Genomic DNA, 20,880 nt, shown 5'->3' on the forward strand with positions numbered 1-20,880 from the left:
ATGGGTATTGATCTTCCGCTGATCTGGGCCGTGATCATCATCTTCGGCATCATGATGTACGTGGTCATGGACGGTTTCGACCTTGGGATCGGGATTCTCTTTCCGTTCATCCCCGGCAAGACCGACCGCGACGTGATGATGAACACCGTTGCCCCCGTGTGGGACGGCAATGAAACCTGGCTTGTACTGGGCGGCGCGGCGTTGTTCGGCGCGTTCCCGCTGGCTTATTCGGTCGTGCTGTCGGCGCTTTACTTGCCATTGATATTCATGCTGATCGGACTGATCTTCCGTGGCGTGGCGTTCGAGTTCCGCTTCAAGGCCAAGGATGACAAGCGTCACCTGTGGGACAAGGCGTTCATCGGTGGTTCGATTGCCGCGACATTCTTCCAGGGCGTGGCGCTCGGTGCGTTCATCGACGGCTTGCCCGTGGTCAACCGGCAATATGCCGGCGGTTCACTGGACTGGCTGACGCCGTTCACGCTGTTCTGCGGCGCCGCGCTTGTTGTGGCGTATGCGCTGCTCGGTTGCACCTGGCTGATCATGAAGACCGAAGGCAAGCTTCAGGAGCAGATGCATGACCTGGCGCGCCCGCTGGCCTTCGTGTTGCTGGCGGTGATCGGCATCGTCAGCCTGTGGACGCCGCTCTCTCACCCGGAAATCGCCGAGCGCTGGTTCAGCCTGCCCAATCTGTTCTGGTTCCTGCCGGTGCCGATTCTGGTGTTGGTGACGCTGTACGCACTGATCCGTGCGGTGGCGCGAAACGCCAACTACATGCCGTTCCTGCTGACCCTGGTGCTGATCTTCCTCGGCTACAGCGGTCTGGGCATCAGCCTGTGGCCGAACATCGTGCCGCCGTCGATCTCGATCTGGGACGCCGCCGCGCCGCCGCAAAGCCAGGGCTTCATGCTGGTGGGCACGCTGTTCATCATCCCGTTCATCCTGGGTTACACCTTCTGGAGCTATTACGTGTTCCGCGGCAAGGTCACCCACGAAGACGGTTATCACTAATGGTGATCACGATGGCGCCGAGCGCGGCGCCATCTCCCGCAACCGGAGGATGCAAGCATGACCGGCAAACATTCCCTGCACGATATTGAAGAAGCCGAAAAAAAGCCGCTGTGGCAGCGGCTCGGCTGGTTGGCCATGATCTGGGTCGGCAGCGTCGGTGCTCTGTTCATCGTCGCCAGCCTGATGCGCATGTTCATGAACGCCGCAGGTCTGACCACGCACTGAGACTTCCCATCCCGCTGCCTTGCGGCACGGATTTTTGACCCTCCGACCGGAGGGTTTTTTTTGCCCGGATTATTTGCGCGCCTTGAGGATCACGAATTTCGGAGTCGCGGCGACTTGCTCGACACCCCGGAACAGTCGCGCCAGTTTGCTGTGATAACCCAGGTGACGGTTGCCGACGATGTACAGCGCGCCACCGACCACCAGCGCTTCGCGGGCCTGCTGGAACATGCGCCAGGCGAGGAAATCGCCGACCACCTGTTGCTGGTGGAACGGCGGGTTGCACAGGACTACGTCCAGTGATTGCGCTTCCTGACCGGCCAGACCGTCGCCGGCGCGTACGATCACGTCACGTTCACCGAACGCCGCGCGCCAGTTCTCGGCTGCCGATTGCACGGCCATGAACGATTCGTCCACCAGCGTGTAATGCGCTTCAGGATTTTGCAGGGCGCTGGCGATGGCCAGTACGCCGTTACCGCAGCCGAGGTCGGCGACTCGTGCCGAGCCGAGGTTTTTCGGCAGGTGCGCAAGGAAGGCACGGGTGCCGATGTCCAGCCCTTCGCGGCAGAACACGTTGGCGTGGTTGAGCAGTTCGATGGCCGGCTCGTCGAGGTGATAGCGGGTCGGGTAGGGCGAGACGGCCGGTGTCTTGGGCTCGGGCGTGGCGATCAGCAGTCGGGCCTTCTTCACCGCCAGCGAAGCCTGAACCGGGCCGATGTAGCGTTCCAGCAGATCACCGGCGGCACGGGGCAAATGCTTGACCATCGCGGCTGCCACCACTTGCGCACCGGGCGCCAATTGGCCTTGCAGGCGAATCAATTGTTCTTCCAGCAGTGCCAGGGTTTTCGGAACGCGGATCAGCACCCGGTCGAACGGCCCGACCAATGGCGCGCTGGCGGGAATACCGCGCACAGCATCGAACGCCTTGCTGTTGCGCAGCAGGTTTTTTTCCAGCCCCTGAAACGCCAGGAATGAATCACCGCTGGTGCTGACCTGCAGTTTGCCCGAGAGGCTGATGGCCAGGGCGCCGAAGCTGTCGTTAAGTACCAGAACCCGTGTCTCGATCGGCAGGTTCTGTTCGGCCAGATGATTGAGCAGGTATTCGTCGGCTGCGTCGAAGGCTTGCAGCGGTTCCTTCTGCTGTTCGGGCTGGCGGATCAGATCGAGCTGGGCGAAGGGCGTATCGAGCAAAGGCATGGGGCGGGGACTCTGGGTAATCGACGGGTGTCCCGCGGCCCAGGAGTAGTGCGGCGGAACCGTCCGAGTGGACAGCGGCGCAAAAGATCGCGTCATCACTCAGGAAGGTTGCAAATGGTACGTTTTTTTTATTGGCAATACTCGTCTGATTTCAGCAAGGGTGATTGGGAATGAACCCGGCCCTGGTGGCGGCGATGACGGCTGACATCTTGTTGCAGGCGTTGAACTTAACAATCAGGTTTTTGATGTGATAGTGCACGGTCCGTTCGGCCACATTCAGAATCTGACCGATTTCCCAGGCGGTCTTGCCCAAGGCGCACAGCCTCACGATTTCGAGCTCTCGGGTAGACAATCGTACGGGCGGTGATTTGGCCTGTGCTGGCGGGAGGGCGCGAACGATCATTTCACTCAAATGCTGCGTGATGAAGTGCATCACACCGTATTGTTCGTAGAGCTCCAATGCAGAGATTTCGCAGTAGGTTCGCGCCAGACTGATTGTGCAGCACAGGTCGTTCTCTTCGTCGAGATACGACTGTGACCAGCCATGTTCCATCCCGTGGTTCTGAAGTGCACTCCACATTTTCGGTGTCTTGGAAAATGCTTTCCTGGTCCAGAGAAACGGCAACATTGATTGATGGCAAAAAGCCGCAATCGGGTCGCTTTCACAGCACTGTTTTTCGTATTCGTCGTTCCACGCCTCTGTGAAGTTATTGATATAAAACGGTTTGAATGACTGGGAGTCAGGCCGCGAGATTGTAATACCGCAGAATTGAAAACCGATGTTGTTGGCAAAATTTCTCAAGATCGGGAATGCGTTTTCAATATTCTTCGCGCGCGTAAGCTGTTCTATTTGATACTCCTTCCACCTTTCCATTTCGAGAGTTCTCCATCTCTTCCTATTTCGTGAGAATGCTGGATTGGATCCAAGGCGCCGACACGGATGGAAGTGTAGGAGGATTCCCAAAAATCTGTTGGATTGTTTTGCTCTTGAGCGATGCTTGAAACGGGAATATCAGATGTCGATTTATATGCGGAGGATCATTTAAAGAATTGCATCGCTTGAATGTTATCTACTACTCCTTCTCAGGGTGATGGCACATTGAAATAGCATTACAAACCGTCGGTGTTCCAATGAGGATTAATGCGTAACAATTCATTCATTTGTTGATGGAGTGACCCAATGACCGCCAGCAGCGAAAAATTCAGCCGCCAGACATTGCTCGATGTACAGTCGCTGACCCCCAGTCTGTTCACCCTGCGTACCACACGGGATGCCGGTTTTCGCTTCCGAGCCGGACAATTCGCCCGGATTGGCGTGACCCGTGAGGATGGCAGCACGGTGTGGCGCGCCTACTCGATGGTGTCTTCGCCGTTCGACGAATTTCTCGAGTTCTTTTCCATTGTGGTGCCGGGGGGCGAGTTCACCAGCGAACTGAGCCGCCTGAAGGTGGGGGACAGCTTGCTGATCGAGCGCCAGGCCTTTGGCTATCTGACGCTGGATCGATTCATTGATGGTCGTGATCTCTGGCTGTTATCCACAGGCACGGGTGTGGCGCCCTTTCTTTCGATCCTGCAGGACTTCGAGGTCTGGGAGAAGTTTGAGCGAATCATCCTGGTCTACAGCGTGCGAGAGTCTCGGGAGCTGGCTTATCAACAGCTGATCGCGGAACTGACACAGCGCGACTACCTCGCGGAATACGCCCACAAGTTCCAGTTTATTCCGGTGGTCACGCGTGAGCCGTATGCCGGCGCCCTCAACGGACGCATCACTACGCTGATCGAAAATGGCGAACTGGAAAAGATGGCCGGTGTGGAGCTGACGCCGGCGCATTCCCGGGTGATGCTCTGCGGCAATCCGCAGATGATCGATGACACCCGGGCCTTGCTCAAGCAACGCGGTATGGCCTTGAGCCTGACCCGGCGACCGGGGCAGGTGGCAGTGGAAAACTACTGGTAAGGAAACGGCGCCCTAAGGCGCCGTTTCAGTCTTCAAGGCTGGTTGTTCCGGGCCTTGAGCAGATCGCGAATCTCGCCCAGCAGTTCTTCTTCCTTGGTCGGCACCGGTGGCAAGGAAGGAGCCACGGCTTCTTCACGCTTCAGGCGATTGATGGCTTTGACACCCATGAAAATCGCAAAGGCGACGATCACGAAATCCAGAACACTCTGGATGAACTTGCCATACGCCAGCATCACGGCGGGGGCATCGCCCTGGGCAGCCTTGAGGGTGATCGCCAGGTCACTGAAATCCACCCCACCGATCAGCAGGCCGATTGGCGGCATGATCACGTCGCCGACAAATGACGAAACAATCTTGCCGAAGGCCGCGCCGATGATGATACCGACGGCCATGTCGACCACATTGCCTTTGACCGCGAAGGCCTTGAACTCGCTGAGCACGCCCATAGTTATTTCCTTGTTACAGATGAGTTTGGTGTACGCAGTGTAAATCAGCATAACGCGTCCTGCGCGAAACACCTTCTTACAAAGCCCGCTTTTATCGACACACCATTTCGCAATTAGTTTGCAAAGTGCCACTAATCGCGCGCGAAATACGCTGCAACGTGCTGATCTTCAAGAAAAAATGCTCAATCGTCGCGTTACGAACTTTCTATTTATGTTTGGCAAGCTGAGCTTCTAGCCTCTGGCAGGCGCACCTGGATGCGCCTCAAAATAACAGAGGAGTCTGAAATGAATTCCATGCATGGCCTGAGGGCCTTTTCCCTTCGTCATACCTTCGGTTTATTGACTGCCGGCCTACTGACCCTTTCCGCGAGTGCGGCGCCGTTGACCCGGGATAACGGTGCGGCGGTCGGCGACAACCAGAACTCACAAACTGCCGGCGCAACCGGCCCGGTACTGTTGCAGGACGTGCAACTGATCCAGAAGCTGCAACGCTTCGACCGCGAACGCATTCCCGAACGCGTCGTGCATGCTCGTGGCACCGGGGCTCATGGCACGTTCACCGCGACCAATGACCTGAGTGATCTGAGCAAGGCCAAGGTGTTCGCTGTCGGCCAGGTCACGCCGGTGTTCGTGCGTTTCTCCGCGGTGGTGCATGGCAACCATTCACCGGAAACCCTGCGGGACCCACGGGGTTTCGCCACCAAGTTCTACACCGCTGACGGCAACTGGGATCTGGTGGGCAACAACTTCCCGACGTTTTTCATCCGCGATGCGATCAAGTTTCCGGACATGGTGCACGCCTTCAAGCCTGATCCGCGTACCAACCTTGACGATGATTCACGCCGCTTCGACTTCTTCTCCCATGTACCGGAAGCCACCCGCACATTGACCGAGTTGTATTCCAACTCGGGAACTCCGGCCAGTTATCGGGAGATGGACGGTAACAGTGTGCACGCCTACAAACTGATCAATGCCAAAGGCGATGTGCACTATGTGAAGTTCCATTGGAGAAGTTTGCAGGGCATCAAGAATCTCGATCCGCAACAAGTTGCGCAAGTTCAGGGCCGTGATTACAGTCACATGACTCACGATTTAGTAACAAATATTAACAGCGGCAACTTTCCTAAGTGGGACTTGTACATCCAGGTCTTGAATCCGCAAGATTTGTCCAAGTTTGATTTCGATCCTCTTGATGCAACCAAGATCTGGCCAGGTATTCCAGAGCGAAAAGTTGGACAAATGGTCTTGAACCGCAATCCTTCTAATGTCTTCCAGGAAACCGAACAAGTGGCCATGGCGCCTTCAAATGTTGTTCCGGGCATCGAGCCCTCGGAAGACCGTTTACTTCAGGGTCGGATATTTGCCTATGCCGATACGCAAATGTATCGCCTCGGCGCCAATGCCCTGCAATTGCCGATCAATGCTGCCAAAACTGCAGTCAACAATGGCAATCAGGATGGCGCGATGAATGCCGGTGCGAGCACCTCGGGCGTCAACTATCAGCCAAGCCGTCTGCAATCACGTGAAGAGACGCCAGGTGCGCGCTACAGCCAGACCGCGCTGCAGGGCAGCACGCAACAGGCGAAGATCCAGCGTGAGCAGAACTTCAAGCAGGCTGGCGATCTGTATCGCTCGTTCAGCAAGAAGGAACGTCAGGACCTGATCGAGAGCTTCGGCGGTTCGCTGGCGGGTACCGACGACGAGAGCAAGCACATCATGCTGTCCTTCCTTTATAAGGCGGATCCGGAATACGGCGCCGGTGTGACCAAAGTGGCCAAGGGTGACCTGGAGCGGGTCAAGGCCCTGGCCGCCAAACTGGTCGACTGACAGCGACCCTTTCAAGCCCCGGCAATTGTCGGGGATTGACCGACAGCAGCGCCGCGCGTCTGGCCAGCGGAGAAATCCATCCCGCTGCGCCGCGCTGATCGACGATGGCTGCGTTATCATCGCGGTTTTTGTCGGGGGTTCAGATGGCCAAGGCCAAGCGCATGTACGGCTGCACCGAGTGCGGCGCAACCTTTCCCAAGTGGGCCGGGCAGTGCGGCGAATGCGGCGCCTGGAACACCCTGACCGAAACCATGGTCGAGAGCGGCGCTGCCGCCGCCCCGAGCGGGCGCACCGGTTGGGCCGGGCAGCAAGCGCAGATCAAGACCCTGGCCGAAGTCAGCATCGAAGAGATTCCACGTTTTTCCACAGCCTCCGGCGAGCTCGACCGCGTGCTCGGCGGTGGTCTGGTGGACGGTTCGGTGGTGCTGATCGGCGGCGACCCGGGCATTGGCAAGTCGACGATTCTGCTGCAGACCCTGTGCAACCTCGCCAAGACCATGCCGGCGCTTTACGTTACCGGTGAGGAATCCCAGCAACAGGTCGCCATGCGTGCACGTCGTCTGGGTCTGCCGCAGGATCAACTGCGGGTCATGACCGAAACCTGTATCGAAACCATCATCGCCACCGCCCGCCAGGAAAAACCCAAGGTGATGGTGATCGACTCGATCCAGACGATTTTCACCGAACAATTGCAATCGGCGCCGGGCGGCGTATCCCAGGTGCGCGAAAGTGCGGCGTTGCTGGTGCGGTACGCCAAGCAAAGCGGCACGGCGATTTTCCTGGTCGGCCACGTGACCAAGGAAGGCGCGCTCGCAGGGCCGCGGGTTCTGGAGCACATGGTCGATACCGTGCTGTATTTCGAAGGCGAGTCCGACGGTCGGTTGCGTTTGCTGCGAGCGGTGAAAAACCGTTTCGGCGCGGTCAACGAGCTGGGCGTGTTCGGCATGACCGACAAGGGCTTGAAGGAAGTCTCCAACCCTTCGGCGATTTTTCTTACCCGTGCTCAGGAAGAAGTTCCGGGCAGTGTGGTGATGGCGACGTGGGAAGGCACCCGGCCGATGCTGGTGGAAGTTCAGGCGCTGGTGGATGACAGCCATCTGGCCAACCCGCGTCGGGTCACGCTGGGTCTGGACCAGAATCGTCTGGCGATGCTGTTGGCGGTGTTGCACCGGCATGGCGGCATTCCGACTCACGATCAGGACGTGTTCCTCAACGTGGTCGGCGGGGTGAAGGTGCTGGAAACCGCGTCTGACCTGGCCTTGATGGCCGCCGTCATGTCGAGCCTGCGCAACCGTCCTTTGCCCCATGACTTGCTGGTGTTCGGCGAAGTCGGCCTGTCCGGCGAAGTGCGCCCGGTGCCGAGCGGTCAGGAGCGGTTGAAGGAAGCTGCCAAGCACGGTTTCAAGCGCGCGATTGTGCCCAAGGGCAATGCGCCGAAGGAAGCGCCGCCAGGCTTGCAGATCATTGCGGTGACGCGCCTGGAGCAGGCGCTGGACTCGTTGTTCGAGTGATCAGACGTCGATCAGCGCCCCGAGCTCGCGCTCCAGTTCGGTTTCGTCCGCCAGATTGAGTTCGATCAGGCGGCGCAGGCGCTGAATCGACTCCAGGCTGATATGCCGGCACACGAAACCGAGCTGGCCGTGATCTTCATGCGCCAGTTGCACATCCATCTCGATGTGTACGTCCTCGCTCAAATGAATGTCGACGAAAAAATCCTGCTCGGGATTGCCCAGCCAGGGCTCGGGCCGCTCGATCAACAGCCCCTTGAGCGACAGATCGATCAGCTTCACCGGCCAGATGTACTCGCCCTGGCTCAATTCGGTTCGGGCATCGAAAGCGATACGTTTGAAGCGGCGACGCTCGGACGGGTGCTCGCTCATGGCGCAATCCTCAGGAAGGTCAGCTGACTATAGACCCGACCTGCGGGGTGTTGCCAACGAATGGACTGTCTAGACCAATGTCGGGGTATGGCCTTTGCCGCCAACAGCGCTAAACTCGGGGTGGCTGTCTTTCTTGTCCACCCTGGCTGGAATAATAAAATGAAAAATAATAATAGCCTGCTACGCCACTTACCCTGGCTGCTGCTGGCAATCGTAGGAGCGTGCGCCCTGGGCGTAGTGGCATTGCGCCGAGGCGAGGCGATCAACGCCTTGTGGATTGTGGTCGCCGCCGTGGCCATTTATCTGGTTGCGTACCGTTACTACAGTCTGTTCATCGCTAACAATGTGATGCAACTCGATCCGCGTCGGGCCACCCCCGCCGTGCTCAACAACGACGGTCTGGACTACGTTCCAACCAACAAACACATTCTTTTCGGTCACCACTTCGCAGCCATCGCCGGCGCGGGGCCGCTGGTCGGCCCGGTACTGGCGGCGCAGATGGGCTATCTGCCCGGCACGCTGTGGCTGATCGCCGGCGTGGTGCTGGCGGGCGCGGTGCAGGACTTCATGGTTCTGTTCATGTCCACCCGTCGCAACGGCCGTTCCCTGGGCGACATGGTGCGTGAAGAAATGGGCCGCATCCCCGGCACCATTGCCCTGTTCGGCTGCTTCCTGATCATGATCATCATCCTCGCGGTGCTGGCGCTGATCGTGGTGAAGGCCCTGGCTGAAAGCCCATGGGGCATCTTCACCGTGATGGCGACCATCCCGATCGCGATGTTCATGGGCATCTACATGCGCTACATCCGTCCGGGCCGCATCGGCGAGATCTCGGTAGTCGGCGTGTTGCTGCTGCTGGGTTCGATCTGGCTCGGTGGGCAGATTGCCGCCGATCCGGTCTGGGCCAAAGCCTTCAGCTTCACCGGTGTGCAAATTACCTGGATGTTGATCGGTTATGGCTTTGTCGCCGCCGTGCTCCCGGTGTGGTTGATCCTTGCACCGCGTGACTACCTCTCCACCTTCCTCAAGATCGGTACCATCGTCGCTCTGGCGATCGGCATCCTGGTGACCATGCCCGAGCTGAAAATGCCGGCGCTGACCCAGTTCGTCGACGGCACCGGTCCGGTGTGGAAGGGCGGTCTGTTCCCGTTCCTGTTCATCACCATTGCCTGCGGTGCGGTATCGGGCTTCCACGCGCTGATCTCTTCCGGGACCACGCCGAAGCTGCTGGATAACGAAACCAACGCCCGCTACATCGGTTACGGCGGCATGCTGATGGAATCGTTCGTGGCCATCATGGCCATGGTCGCTGCCTCGGTAATTGAGCCGGGCGTGTACTTCGCCATGAACAGTCCGGCCGCCGTGGTCGGCGGTGACGTGGTGTCCGTGGCAACCGCAGTCAGCAACTGGGGCTTTGCAATTACCCCGGAAGCCTTGCAAGCCGTGGCGCATGACATCGGCGAAACCACCATCCTGGCCCGTGCCGGTGGTGCGCCGACCCTGGCGGTCGGTATCGCGCAGATCCTGCACAGTGTCCTGCCGGGTGAAAACACCATGGCGTTCTGGTACCACTTCGCGATCCTGTTCGAAGCGCTGTTCATCCTGACCGCTGTGGACGCCGGCACCCGTGCCGGGCGCTTCATGCTGCAGGACCTGCTCGGCTCCTTCGTACCGGCACTGAAACGTACCGAATCCTGGACCGCCAACCTGATCGCCACCGCCGGTTGTGTGGCGATGTGGGGCTGGTTGCTGTATCAGGGCGTGATCGATCCGCTGGGTGGTATCAACACCCTGTGGCCGCTGTTCGGCATCTCCAACCAGATGCTCGCCGGTATCGCGCTGATGCTCGGCACCGTGGTCCTGATCAAGATGAAGCGCCAGCGCTACATCTGGGTCACCCTGTTGCCGGCCACCTGGCTGCTGATCTGCACCACGACCGCAGGCTTCATCAAGCTGTTCGACGCCAACCCGGCGATCGGCTTCCTGTCGCTGGCCAAGAAATACAACGACGCACTGGCCGCGGGTCAGGTGCTCGCTCCGGCCAAGAACGTCGAGCAGATGCAGCACGTGATCTTCAACGCCTACACCAACGCCACATTGACCGCGCTGTTCCTGTTCGTGGTATTCAGCATCCTGTTCTATGCGCTCAAGGTCGGCATCGCCGCCTGGGGCAAAAAAGAGCGTACGGACAAAGAATCGCCATTCCAGGCCCTGCCGGACGCGTAACCAGAGGATTGCAGCATGTTCAATGACCTGAGTCGCCTCGGTAAATACCTCGGTCAGGCCGCGCGCCTGATGGTCGGCATGCCCGACTACGACACCTACGTCGAGCATATGCAGACCAAACACCCGGACAAACCGGTGATGAGCTACGAGATGTTCTTTCGTGAACGTCAGGAAGCCCGTTACGGTGGCAAGGGTGGGCCGAAGTGCTGTTGATCTGACAGCCTTCGGTTGATGCAGTCCCCAACTGTGGGAGCGGGCTTGCTCGCGAAAGCGGTGTGTCATTGAGCAATGATGTCGACTGACACGACCCCCTTCGCGAGCAAGCCCGCTCCCACATTTGTTTTGTGTTGTTCATCAATTTTGTGAAGGGGATCGATGTTGTCTTCTCCAATACCTGTCACGGTGCTCAGCGGTTTCCTCGGCGCCGGCAAGACCACCTTGCTGCGCCATCTGTTGAAAGCTGAGCACGGCCTGAAAATCGCCGTGATCGAAAACGAATTCAGCGATGCCGGTATCGACACCCAATTGCTGGGCGACGAGCCGGTGCAAGTCATGACCCTGGCCAACGGCTGCGTCTGCTGCACCATCCACACCGACCTGACCAAGGCCCTGTACCTGCTGCTCGAACGGCTGGACAGCGGCGAAATCGCCTTTGATCGGCTGGTCATCGAATGCACCGGCCTGGCCGACCCGGCTCCGGTGGCGCAGACCTTTTTCATCGACGAAGAACTGCGCGAACGCTATTTGCTCGACGGCATCATCACCCTCGTCGACGCGGCCCACGCCGAGCTGCACTTGACCCAGACCATCGCCCAAGCGCAGATCGGTTTTGCCGACCGCTTGCTGGTGAGCAAGACCGATCTGGTGGACGAGGCGGCGTTCACCGCGCTCAGGGAACGCCTGACCCGCATCAACCGCCGTGCGCCGATCCGCGTGGTAGAGCACGGCAACATCGATCTGGCCGAGTTGCTCGATGTGCGCGGTTTCAATCTGAACGCCGATCTCGGCGGCGGGGTGAGTCTGCGACCGGTCAGCAAGGCGCCGTCCATCGACCGGATTTCCAGTCTGGTGCTGCGTACCGACCAGCCGCTGGATATCGATCAGCTCAGCGAATTCATGAATGAATTGCTGGAAGATCACGGCAAGCAATTGCTGCGCTACAAAGGCGTGCTGAACATCGCGGGCGAAGATCGGCGGCTGGTGTTTCAGGGTGTGCTGAAACTCTACGGCTTCGACTGGGACACCGAGTGGGCCGAGGGCGAGGCTCGGGAAAGCGTGATCGTGTTTATCGCTGACGATTTGCCGGAAGAGAAAATCCGGGCGGGGTTTGCCAGGGTGGCTGCACAGCAAAACTGAATTTGTGGAGGCTCGAAGGGCCTCTTCGCGAGCAAGCCCGCTCCCACAGTAGATCGCATTCTGTCAGGAAGAATGCAGTTCATTGTGGGAGCGGGCTTGCTCGCGAAGGCGTTCTAACCAGCAACACAATATTCAGATTCTGAACCCAGCAACGTCTGCTCAAGATGTTCCAGATGCCGATTCATCAGCATGCCGGCTTTTGAAATATCTCCGCGCTCCACCGCCTCTACAATTTCAAGGTGTTCCTCCCATGCGCAACATCTGTGCGTCTGCTTACCGCATCGCGCAATCGCCAGTGAGGTCAGCGGCACCAGCGTGCCGAGAAAATGCGTCAACGGTGCATTCCGCGCCATTTTCGCCAGCTGCAAATGAAACTCCCCGGACAGGCGAATCGCCGCCCCGCGTCGATCTTTATCCACAGCCTGGCGCTCACCTTCGATCAAGGCGCGCAGGCGCTTCAGATCTTCAGCCTGCGCATGCTGACAAGCCAACCGCACCAGCGTGTTCTCGGCCAGTCGCCGGGCGTGCAGTGCCTGACGTGTCTGCTCGGCGTCCGGCGCAGCAACACGCGGCCGATGGTTGGTCCGCAGCACGATGATCTGTTCGTGGGACAGCTGGGTCAGCACCCGACGCACATCGGCGCGGCTGACCCCGAACATCTGCTTGAGACTTTCTTCGGTGAAGCGGCTGGCGGCATCCAGGCGCTGTTCGAGGATTGCGTCGAACAGGCGCGGATACAGGTCGTCCACCGGCGCGTGCAGGCGGGAGAAGGGCAGGGCCGCCGAGGTCGGGCGAGGGTGCGACGGCGTGGCAAGACTGTTCATGGCCGGTCTCCTGTGTGAGGCGTTTCAGTGGCTCAGGTTGTCATCCGGAATATTCAGCTCGATGCCCATCCGCTGGCCTTCACGCAAAATGTGCCGGCGCATTTCGGCACTGGCCTGGGCGCTGTTCTTGCTGCGGATCGCGCGCACCACGGCTTCGTTTTCTTCAAGGCGTTCGGCCAGGTGCTCCGGCGAATTGCGCAGCACTTCGGCGCTTTGCTTGAGAGCGTTGCTGGTCTGTTGCACCACGCTCTGGAAAATCGGGTTCGAGGTCAGGGTGAACAGCTCCTCGTGGAACGCGATGTAGGCGCTGACTCCGGCCTCGCTGTCGCCCGCTTCGAGGGCTTCGCGCATGTCCATCAGGGTCAGGCGCAGTTGCCCGACTTCCTTGCTGCTGATTGACTGCGCCACCAGCCCGACGATGAACGGCTCGAGGGTGTAGCGCAGTTGCAGCACGTCTTCGAGACTGGCGCCGGCTACCGCGTTGTCGTGGCTTTGGCTGTCACTGGCCTGGGCGTCGAGCACCACCACGCCTTTGCCTGGCATCGAGCGCACCAGACCGAGGGTTTCCAGCACGATCACCGCTTCACGCAGGCTCGGGCGGCTGATGCCCAGTTGTTCGGCCAGTTCGCGCTGGCCCGGCAGCATCTCGCCGGAGCGCCACTGACCACGGGCCAGCGCCGCCCGAAGTTTTTCTACCACTGAGTTGACGACGGTTGATGAAGTAATCACGGGTTCGCTCCATGTGCCGTGCCTGCATTGGCGCAGGCACGGCGGTCATTCAGAATTCTTTGGCTGCCGCTTGAGCGACGGTTTTTCTCGGCTGAAAGTTATAGCCCTGCTCGCCGTTGAGCACCTTGTTCGCCCGTTGCACATCGATGTCCTTTTCCCAGCGGGCGATGGCCACGGTGGCAACGCAGTTGCCGATCAGGTTGGTCAGCGCCCGGCCGATGCCCATGAACCAGTCCACCGCCAGCACCAACACCAGACCGACCACCGGGATCGCCGGGATGGCCGTCAGCGTGGCCGCGAGAATCACCAGCGCCGAACCCGGAATGCCGTGGGCACCTTTGGAGGTAATCAGCGATACCAGCAAAATCGTCAGCAGATCGGTCATGGCCAGCGGTGTACCGGTGGCGTTGGCAATGAACACAATGGCCAGCGTCAGGTAGATCGAAAAACCGTCGAGGTTGAACGAGTAACCGGTGGGAATCACCAGCCCGACGGTCGAGCTGCCGATGCCCAGATGTTCCAGCTTGCGCATGATCTGCGGCAGCACGGCATCGGAGGACGCAGTGCCCATGACGATCAGCAGTTCTTCACGCAGGTACCTGAGCAGCGGCCACATGCGCAGGCCCGAGAGGCGCATCACCAGACCGAGAATCAGCGCGACGAAGGCGATGCAGGTCAGGTAGAACAAGCCGACGAGGCTGCCCAGGTGTTGCAGGGAATCAAGGCCATATTTGCTGGTGGTGAAGGCGATGGCGCCGAACACGCCGATCGGTGCCAGACGCACGATCATGCCCATGATGCGGAAGATCACATGGCTCAGTTCGTTGATCAGCCGCGAGATTCCGGAAGCTGCTTCGCCCACCAGATTCAACGCGCTGCCGAACAGCACCGAGAACAACAGCACTTGCAGGATGTTGTTGTCGGCAAAGGCGCCGAGTACCGAAGTCGGAATCAGGTCCATCAGGAACTGAGTGGTGGTGTGCATGTGCTGGCCGCGTTCGGCGATGTCGCCCATGTCGGCGGCGGACAGTTGCTCCAGATGGATGTTGGCGCCGCTGCCGATCCCGGTGGTGAAGGCGAACACCAGACCGATCACCAGGGCGATGGTGGTCAGCACTTCGAAGTAGATCACCGACTTGAGGCCGATACGCCCGACCTTCTTCAGATCGCCCGCGCCGCTGATGCCGCTGACCACCACGCAGAACACGATCAGGCCGATGAGCATCTTGATCAGTTTGATGAAACCGTCGCCGAGCGGTTTGAGCTGGGCCGAGTATTCAGGAAGGGTCAGCCCGCAGACGATGCCGAGCATCAGTCCGAGAACCACTTGGAGGAAGATTGAACGCGAGCACCATCTGAGCATGGGAGGAATCCTGGTCGGTGTCCTGGCTGCCGTGCGCGAAGCGCATCAGATTCAGGACTTAATTATTGTGGTCTTACCGGTATGTCCAGTGCGGGTGCAGTCTAGGCGCTGTTTTTTACGGATCGCAAGTGAAAAATGACGAATTGGCATGACCGGTCTGACCAGCTGGGCGGCAAGTCCCATTCTTGAGCGATTCAAGCGTTTGAAAAAATCCGGGCGAAAAAAAAACCGGCCAATCACTTGGCCGGTTTTTCATGCTGCGGTTTTACGTCGCAATCAAGCGCCGTACACCGGCAGTTTCTTGCAGATGGCTTTGACTTTCTCACGAACGGCGTCGATCACCGCTTCGTTGTTCAGGTCTGCCAGGATGTCGCAGATCCAGCCGGCCAGCTCTTTGCACTCAGCCTCTTTGAAGCCGCGAGTGGTCACGGCCGGAGTACCGAAGCGCAGGCCGGAGGTAACGAACGGGGAGCGTGGGTCGTTTGGCACGGAGTTCTTGTTCACGGTGATGAACGCTTTGCCCAGAGCGGCGTCGGCGTCTTTACCGGAGATTTCCTGCTTGATCAGCGACAGCAGGAACAGGTGGTTTTCAGTACCGCCGGAAACCACGTCGAAACCGCGCTCGATGAACACGCTGGCCATGGCCTGGGCGTTTTTCACCACTTGTTGCTGGTAAGCCTTGAACTCAGGCTGCAGGGCTTCCTTGAAGCAGATCGCTTTGGCGGCGATCACGTGCTCCAGCGGGCCACCCTGGGCGCCCGGGAATACGGCGGAGTTCAGCTTCTTCTCGATGTCGGCGTTGGCGCGAGCCAGGATCAGGCCACCCCGTGGACCGCGCAGGGTCTTGTGGGTGGTGGTGGTCACCACGTCAGCAAACGGAACCGGGTTCGGGTAGACGCCAGCGGCGACCAAACCGGCCACGTGAGCCATGTCGACGAACAGGTACGCGCCCACCTTGTCAGCGATGGCACGGAAGCGTGGGAAGTCGAGGATCTGCGAGTAGGCAGAGAAACCGGCCACGATCATTTTCGGCTTGTGTTCAACAGCCAGGCGCTCGACTTCGTCGTAGTCGATCAGACCGTTGGCGTCGATGCCGTATTGGATGGCGTTGTACAGCTTGCCGGAGGAGGACACGCTGGCGCCGTGGGTCAGGTGACCGCCGTGAGCCAGGCTCATGCCCAGGATGGTGTCGCCGGCCGACAGCAGGGCTAGGTAGACAGCGGCGTTGGCCTGGGAACCGGCGTGCGGCTGAACGTTGGCGTAGTCGGCGCCGAACAGTTCCTTGGCGCGGTCGATGGCCAGTTGCTCAACAACGTCGACGTACTCGCAACCACCGTAGTAGCGCTTGCCCGGGTAGCCTTCGGCGTACTTGTTGGTCAGTACCGAGCCTTGAGCTTCCATCACCGCTGGGCTGGTGTAGTTCTCCGAAGCGATCAGCTCGATGTGTTCTTCCTGGCGCTGGGCTTCTTGCTCCATGGCGGCAAAAAGATCGGCGTCGTACTTGGCAATAGTCAAATCACGGCTGAACATGGCGGTCCTCAAGGATCGGGGGCAGAAAAGGGGGGCATTCTAACCCAACGGGTTTTGGATGGCATATGAAACGACATCATGTCGCAGACAAGTGGCGTTCATGCGTGGATATACGGTGATTGTGCCGGCCAAATCGCCAGCAGGCTGGCTCCCACAGTAATCGCGATAGCCTGCAAATTCCCTGATCGGCATCAATCCTTGTGGGAGCCAGCCTGCTGGCGATGGCTTCCCCACAAAGTCTCAGTCGAACATGAACAGCGCATCATTGCTGAACTGCGCCTCGAACCGTCCCGCCGGCATCGGCCGCCCGAACAGATAACCCTGAACCTCGTCGCAGCCATGCTCGCGCAGGAAGTCCAGTTGCTCATGGGTTTCCACGCCCTCGGCGATCACCGCCAGATTCAGGCTGTGGGCCATGGCGATGATCGCCCGGGCGATCTGCGCGTCCTGCTCGCCGGACGGCAGGCCATCGACGAAGGTGCGGTCAATCTTCAGCACGTCGATCGGGAATTGCTTGAGATAGTTCAGCGACGAGTAACCGGTGCCGAAGTCGTCGACCGCGATGCTCAGACCGAGGTTCTTCAAGCCGGCAAGTATCTGCATCGCCTCGCTGACTTCGCGCATCAGGATACTTTCGGTCAGCTCCAGTTCCAGGCACGCCGGCGGCAGGCCGGTTTCCTTGAGGATGGTGGCGATCCGCGTGCCGAGCTGGCCGTCGGAGAACTGCCGCGCCGAGATGTTCACCGAGACTTTCGGCACGCGCACGCGGCTCTGGTGCCAGGTCTTGAGCTGGCGACAGGCTTCGCTGATCACCCAGTCGCCGACGTCCACCACCAGCCCGAGTTCTTCGAGCACCGGGATGAAATCCCCCGGCGGCACCAGCCCGCGACGCGGATGACGCCAGCGCAGCAGGGCTTCGGCGCCGGTCAGGCGTTTGCCGTCGCCGCTGAACTGCGGCTGGTAATACAGCACGAATTCGTTCTGCTCCAGGGCGTGGCGCAGATCGCTTTCCAGTTCCAGACGCTCCAGCGCACTGGCGTTCATGTCGGCCTGATAGAACTGGAAGTTGTTCTTGCCGCGTTCCTTGGCGTGGTACATCGCGGTGTCGGCGTTCTTCATCAACTGGCTGAGTTCGTTGCCGTCCTGCGGGCTCAGGGCGATGCCGATACTGGCGGTGACGAAGAACTCGCGTCCCTCAAGTACGAACGGTCGTACCAGACTGCCAAGGATCTGTTCGGCCACGTGGATCGCACGGTTCAGCGCCATTTCACGGCTGGAGCGGTGTTGCAGCAGCAGGGTGAATTCGTCGCCGCCCATTCGCGCCACGGTGTCGTCATCATCGACGCACGCCAGCAAACGCGTGGCCATGTCCTTGAGCATGCGGTCGCCGGCGGCGTGGCCGAGGGAGTCGTTGATCGGTTTGAAACGGTCGAGGTCGAGGAACATCAGCACCACCCACGACTTCTGCCGTTCGGCCGATTGCAGCGCGGTGTGCAGACGATCCTGGAACAGCGTGCGGTTCGGCAGGTGGGTCAGGGCGTCGTAGTAGGCGAGGCGGTGGATCCGCTGCTCGCTGGCCTTGCGCTCGCTGATGTCGCTGAAGAAACACACGTAACTGGCCAGATCGCCCTCGTCATCGAGCACGGCGGTGATGCCGACCCACGCCGGGTAGTGCTCGCCGTTGCGGCGCTTGAGCCAGACTTCACCTTCCCAGGTGCTGTGCTGATGCAACTGCTTGAGTACGTAGCGCAGGTGTGCGTCCTGCTGTTCGTCGACGGTCAGCATGTTCGGCAACTGGTCGAGCACTTCACCCACCGCGTAACCGCTGACCCGACTGAATGCCTCGTTGGCCTGCACGATGTAACCGGCCGGGTCGGTGATCAGGATCGCCGAGGTCGAGTGCTCGAATACCGTGGCCGCCATCCGCAGGTCTTTCTCGGCGCGGCGTTGCTGGCTGATGTCGCGACCGACCCCGAGTACGCCTTCGAAGGCGCCATGCTCGTCCCACACCAGCACCAGGCGCAGTTCGATCGGGATCTTGCGGCCGTCGGCGCGCAGGCAGTCGAACAGGAACAGCTGGGTCTGCACTTGGCTGCGCAAAATCACCAGTTGCTCGGGTTTGCCCAGGGCTTTGCTGACGCGATCCATCAGGTGATAGATGCCGCTCAGTTGCTGCGGGTTGGCGATGGTCGACTGCCAGCCGTTCTGGAAAATCCATTCGGCGTCATAGCCCAGCACTGCCTGCACCGAGGGGCTGACGTAGTTCAGCGAGAGCTTGCTGTCGGTGGAGAAAATCACGTCGCTGATGCTTTCGGCGAGCATCCGGTAGCGTTGTTCGCTGTCGCGCAGGGACTCGCTGGCTTCGATCTGCTCGGTGATGTCCTTGGCCACGCCGATGATCCGCGTGACCTGATCGTGTTTGTCCCGAGCCAGCGCCTGTTCGCGAATGTCGAAGCGCCGCCACTCGCCGTCGCGATGACGGAAGCGCAACTGACATTGCAGCAACTGGCTGTAACCGGCGTGACGCTGCATCTGCCGCGAGCGATGGTAATAGTCGGCGTCTTCCGGGTGCAGGAGAATTTCCCAGAAATACTCGCCCATCTGATGCAGCTCGGTGCGGTTGTAGCCCAGGGTCTGGCCGAGGTGGTGGTTGCTGAAAATCATCCGCTGGCTGATCACGTCCTGCACATACAGATGATCCGGCACGGTGCGCACCACATCCGACCAGAAACCTTCGCGCTCCAGCAGCGACAGTTCGATCAGCTTGCGGCTGGTGATGTCGTTGATGCTCAGGATCACGGCCTTGTAGTCGTGCTGTTCCTGAGGCAGGCGCAGCACCAGCCACAGGTGCTGGTCGCGGCCATTGATGTCCGGCAACTTGATTTCCAGTTCCAGCTGCTTTTGCTGCTGGAGCACGGCGTCCAGCACTTGATTGCCGATGGCGCACTGACTGTGCGGCTGACCGTCGATCAACAGTTGCCAGGCGTGGTCGCAGGAATTGACGTTGAGCAGTTGCAGCGCGACCTGGTTGACCTCGGTCACCCGCAGTTCGTGGAGCAATTGCTGGCGCTGTGCCGGCTGGTCGAGCCAAGCCTTGAGCTGGTCGCTGGTCTGGATCTGGGCCCTTTCGAAAACCTGTTTGAGCCCCGAAAGATCCAGCACGCACAATGCCACGCCGGTGCCTTCGAAAATATCCTGATAACGCCGACGCCCCTCATGCACCTGACGCTGACGGCGACGCATGTTGAGCAGGGCGATAAACGGCAGCAGCGACAGCGCCAGGCCCAACAGGCATTTGCCGATGAACGCCGGCAGCAGTTGTTCGAGCACATGCTGGCGGTCGAACAGGCCACGCAGTTGCCAGTCGCTGCTGCTCAGCGGCACGGTCAGCACACTGTTGGCCAGATCGTCCGGGGTCAGGACGCTGGTGCTGCCGATGGGCATTGCTTCGTCGCGGCTGATGATCTGATGGTTGATGCGGTTTTCCACCAGCCACAGAGGACGGATGCCTGTTTCGCCTTGTTTGGTCAGTGCTTTAAAGAAGGTGGGTGTCAGCCGCAGCGCCCAGTAACCGCGAGTGCTGCCACTGGCCTGATGCAGTAGCAGATGCACCACCGAACCGTCTTCGTCGTTGCTGAAGTAATGCGCCTGAGCGCGACTGCGGCGCACCAGATCGCTGAGGTAATCGGCGTCATGGCTGTCGGCGGCGCTGTCGCTGAGGATCTTTCCGGACGGGCTGAGCAGGGCCAGGCTGCGCAGGTCGGGCAGTGATTTCTGAAGTTTGCGCAGGAGTGCCTGCTGTTCGTCGGCCGACTGCGGTTGTTCGACGATCGGTAGCAGGTTGAGGGCGATCTGCGCGTTCAGCGCCATGTTCAGGCTGACCTGAGCGGCGAGGTCGGCGGTGTAGTCGATGGTGTACTGACGCTGGTTTTTCTGGGTTTCACGCAGTTGATCGAGCAGTTGCCAGAACAGCAGCGCCAGCAGCAAAAGCACCAGCGTCGCCAGCGCGCCTTTCAAGGTTCCGCGCAGGGACGAGCCGGGCGCCGGTTGGGTGCTGCTCACAGAGGCTGGCGGAGTGACGTTGGACAAGCTGTAATCCTGCGGTCTGGCTGGACTGGCGCGACGTGCACTATAAGCCGGACGCCCAAGGGGCGGCTAGCATGCCTTGAGTTGTGGCGAAGTGCCAGCCCCACTCGGCTGGACTGCCTTCCGTCATTAAGGTAGCTTTGCCGGTTACGCGGGAGCGTTCCAGCTCCTAGACTCAGACTTTTTCAGCGCGCACGCATTGATGACCATCAAGTGAACGACGCGCATC

General features: G+C 59.8%; 17 protein-coding genes. 8 read left to right on the top strand and 9 right to left on the bottom strand.

The features are described 5' to 3' along the window. The gene (gene cydB, locus CAF76_RS23715) at positions 1-1,008 is read left to right on the top strand and encodes a cytochrome d ubiquinol oxidase subunit II (RefSeq protein WP_064599572.1); all 1,008 of its coding nucleotides are present in this window, start codon (positions 1-3) and stop codon (positions 1,006-1,008) included. A 57-nt stretch (positions 1,009-1,065) separates the two neighbouring features. Further along, complete coding sequence (locus CAF76_RS23720; protein WP_007950992.1) at positions 1,066-1,233, top strand: DUF2474 domain-containing protein; 168 nt, start codon at positions 1,066-1,068, stop codon at positions 1,231-1,233. Positions 1,234-1,302: 69 nt separating this feature from the next. Here the strand turns inward: CAF76_RS23720 and CAF76_RS23725 are convergent, their stop codons facing one another. Together CAF76_RS23725 and CAF76_RS23730 are read right to left on the bottom strand one after the other, a co-directional pair. Beyond that, entirely contained in the window at positions 1,303-2,427 is a 1,125-nt protein-coding gene (locus CAF76_RS23725; protein ID WP_085648723.1) for a class I SAM-dependent methyltransferase, read from the bottom strand. A 151-nt stretch (positions 2,428-2,578) separates the two neighbouring features. Further along, entirely contained in the window at positions 2,579-3,301 is a 723-nt protein-coding gene (locus CAF76_RS23730) for a LuxR C-terminal-related transcriptional regulator (protein ID WP_085648724.1), read from the bottom strand. 306 nt (positions 3,302-3,607) lie between these two features. Between CAF76_RS23730 and CAF76_RS23735 the strand changes: the two genes are divergently transcribed. Beyond that, positions 3,608-4,384, top strand: coding sequence for a ferredoxin--NADP reductase (locus CAF76_RS23735; protein ID WP_064599565.1), 777 nt, complete (start codon positions 3,608-3,610; stop codon positions 4,382-4,384). Between the two features lie 32 nt (positions 4,385-4,416). Here the strand turns inward: CAF76_RS23735 and mscL are convergent, their stop codons facing one another. Beyond that, complete coding sequence (gene mscL, locus CAF76_RS23740) at positions 4,417-4,830, bottom strand: large-conductance mechanosensitive channel protein MscL (protein ID WP_064599563.1); 414 nt, start codon at positions 4,828-4,830, stop codon at positions 4,417-4,419. A gap of 285 nt (positions 4,831-5,115) precedes the next feature. On the opposite strand from mscL, the gene katB reads away from it, so the two are divergent. Continuing rightward, positions 5,116-6,657, top strand: a complete 1,542-nt coding sequence (katB, locus tag CAF76_RS23745) for a catalase KatB (protein WP_085648725.1) — start codon at positions 5,116-5,118, stop codon at positions 6,655-6,657. Positions 6,658-6,800: 143 nt separating this feature from the next. Next, a complete protein-coding gene (gene radA, locus CAF76_RS23750; RefSeq protein ID WP_064599559.1) occupies positions 6,801-8,168 on the top strand; it encodes a DNA repair protein RadA in 1,368 nt (455 codons plus the stop codon). On the opposite strand, the gene CAF76_RS23755 is transcribed toward radA, so the two are convergent. Then, positions 8,169-8,537, bottom strand: coding sequence for a PilZ domain-containing protein (locus tag CAF76_RS23755; protein ID WP_064599557.1), 369 nt, complete (start codon positions 8,535-8,537; stop codon positions 8,169-8,171). Positions 8,538-8,696: 159 nt separating this feature from the next. Here CAF76_RS23755 and CAF76_RS23760 point away from each other — a divergent pair, with 159 nt between their 5' ends. The 3 genes from CAF76_RS23760 (at position 8,697) to yjiA (ending at position 12,119) form a co-directional block, all read left to right on the top strand. Further along, entirely contained in the window at positions 8,697-10,763 is a 2,067-nt protein-coding gene (locus CAF76_RS23760) for a carbon starvation CstA family protein (protein ID WP_085648726.1), read from the top strand. A 15-nt stretch (positions 10,764-10,778) separates the two neighbouring features. Beyond that, positions 10,779-10,976 (top strand): YbdD/YjiX family protein, encoded by a 198-nt coding sequence (locus CAF76_RS23765; RefSeq protein ID WP_003228401.1) that lies wholly within the window; start codon positions 10,779-10,781, stop codon positions 10,974-10,976. Between the two features lie 162 nt (positions 10,977-11,138). Next, entirely contained in the window at positions 11,139-12,119 is a 981-nt protein-coding gene (yjiA, locus tag CAF76_RS23770) for a GTPase (RefSeq protein WP_178076194.1), read from the top strand. 113 nt (positions 12,120-12,232) lie between these two features. Here yjiA and CAF76_RS23775 read toward each other — a convergent pair whose 3' ends face one another. The 5 genes from CAF76_RS23775 to CAF76_RS23795 all read right to left on the bottom strand — a co-directional run bounded on the left by CAF76_RS23775 (position 12,233) and on the right by CAF76_RS23795 (position 20,654). Continuing rightward, positions 12,233-12,943, bottom strand: a complete 711-nt coding sequence (locus CAF76_RS23775) for a GntR family transcriptional regulator (protein ID WP_085648727.1) — start codon at positions 12,941-12,943, stop codon at positions 12,233-12,235. A 24-nt stretch (positions 12,944-12,967) separates the two neighbouring features. Next, positions 12,968-13,672 (bottom strand): FadR/GntR family transcriptional regulator, encoded by a 705-nt coding sequence (locus CAF76_RS23780; protein WP_064599554.1) that lies wholly within the window; start codon positions 13,670-13,672, stop codon positions 12,968-12,970. 49 nt (positions 13,673-13,721) lie between these two features. Then, positions 13,722-15,035 (bottom strand): C4-dicarboxylate transporter DctA, encoded by a 1,314-nt coding sequence (locus CAF76_RS23785; RefSeq protein WP_085612603.1) that lies wholly within the window; start codon positions 15,033-15,035, stop codon positions 13,722-13,724. Positions 15,036-15,311: 276 nt separating this feature from the next. Next, positions 15,312-16,565, bottom strand: coding sequence for a serine hydroxymethyltransferase (gene glyA, locus CAF76_RS23790; protein WP_075948374.1), 1,254 nt, complete (start codon positions 16,563-16,565; stop codon positions 15,312-15,314). A 240-nt stretch (positions 16,566-16,805) separates the two neighbouring features. Next, positions 16,806-20,654: an EAL domain-containing protein gene (locus CAF76_RS23795; protein ID WP_064599550.1), complete on the bottom strand. Its 3,849-nt coding sequence runs from the start codon at positions 20,652-20,654 to the stop codon at positions 16,806-16,808. Positions 20,655-20,880: the final 226 nt, after the last annotated feature.

The organism is Pseudomonas sp. B40(2017) (assembly GCF_002112855.1).
GTDB lineage: Bacteria > Pseudomonadota > Gammaproteobacteria > Pseudomonadales > Pseudomonadaceae > Aquipseudomonas > Aquipseudomonas pharyngis.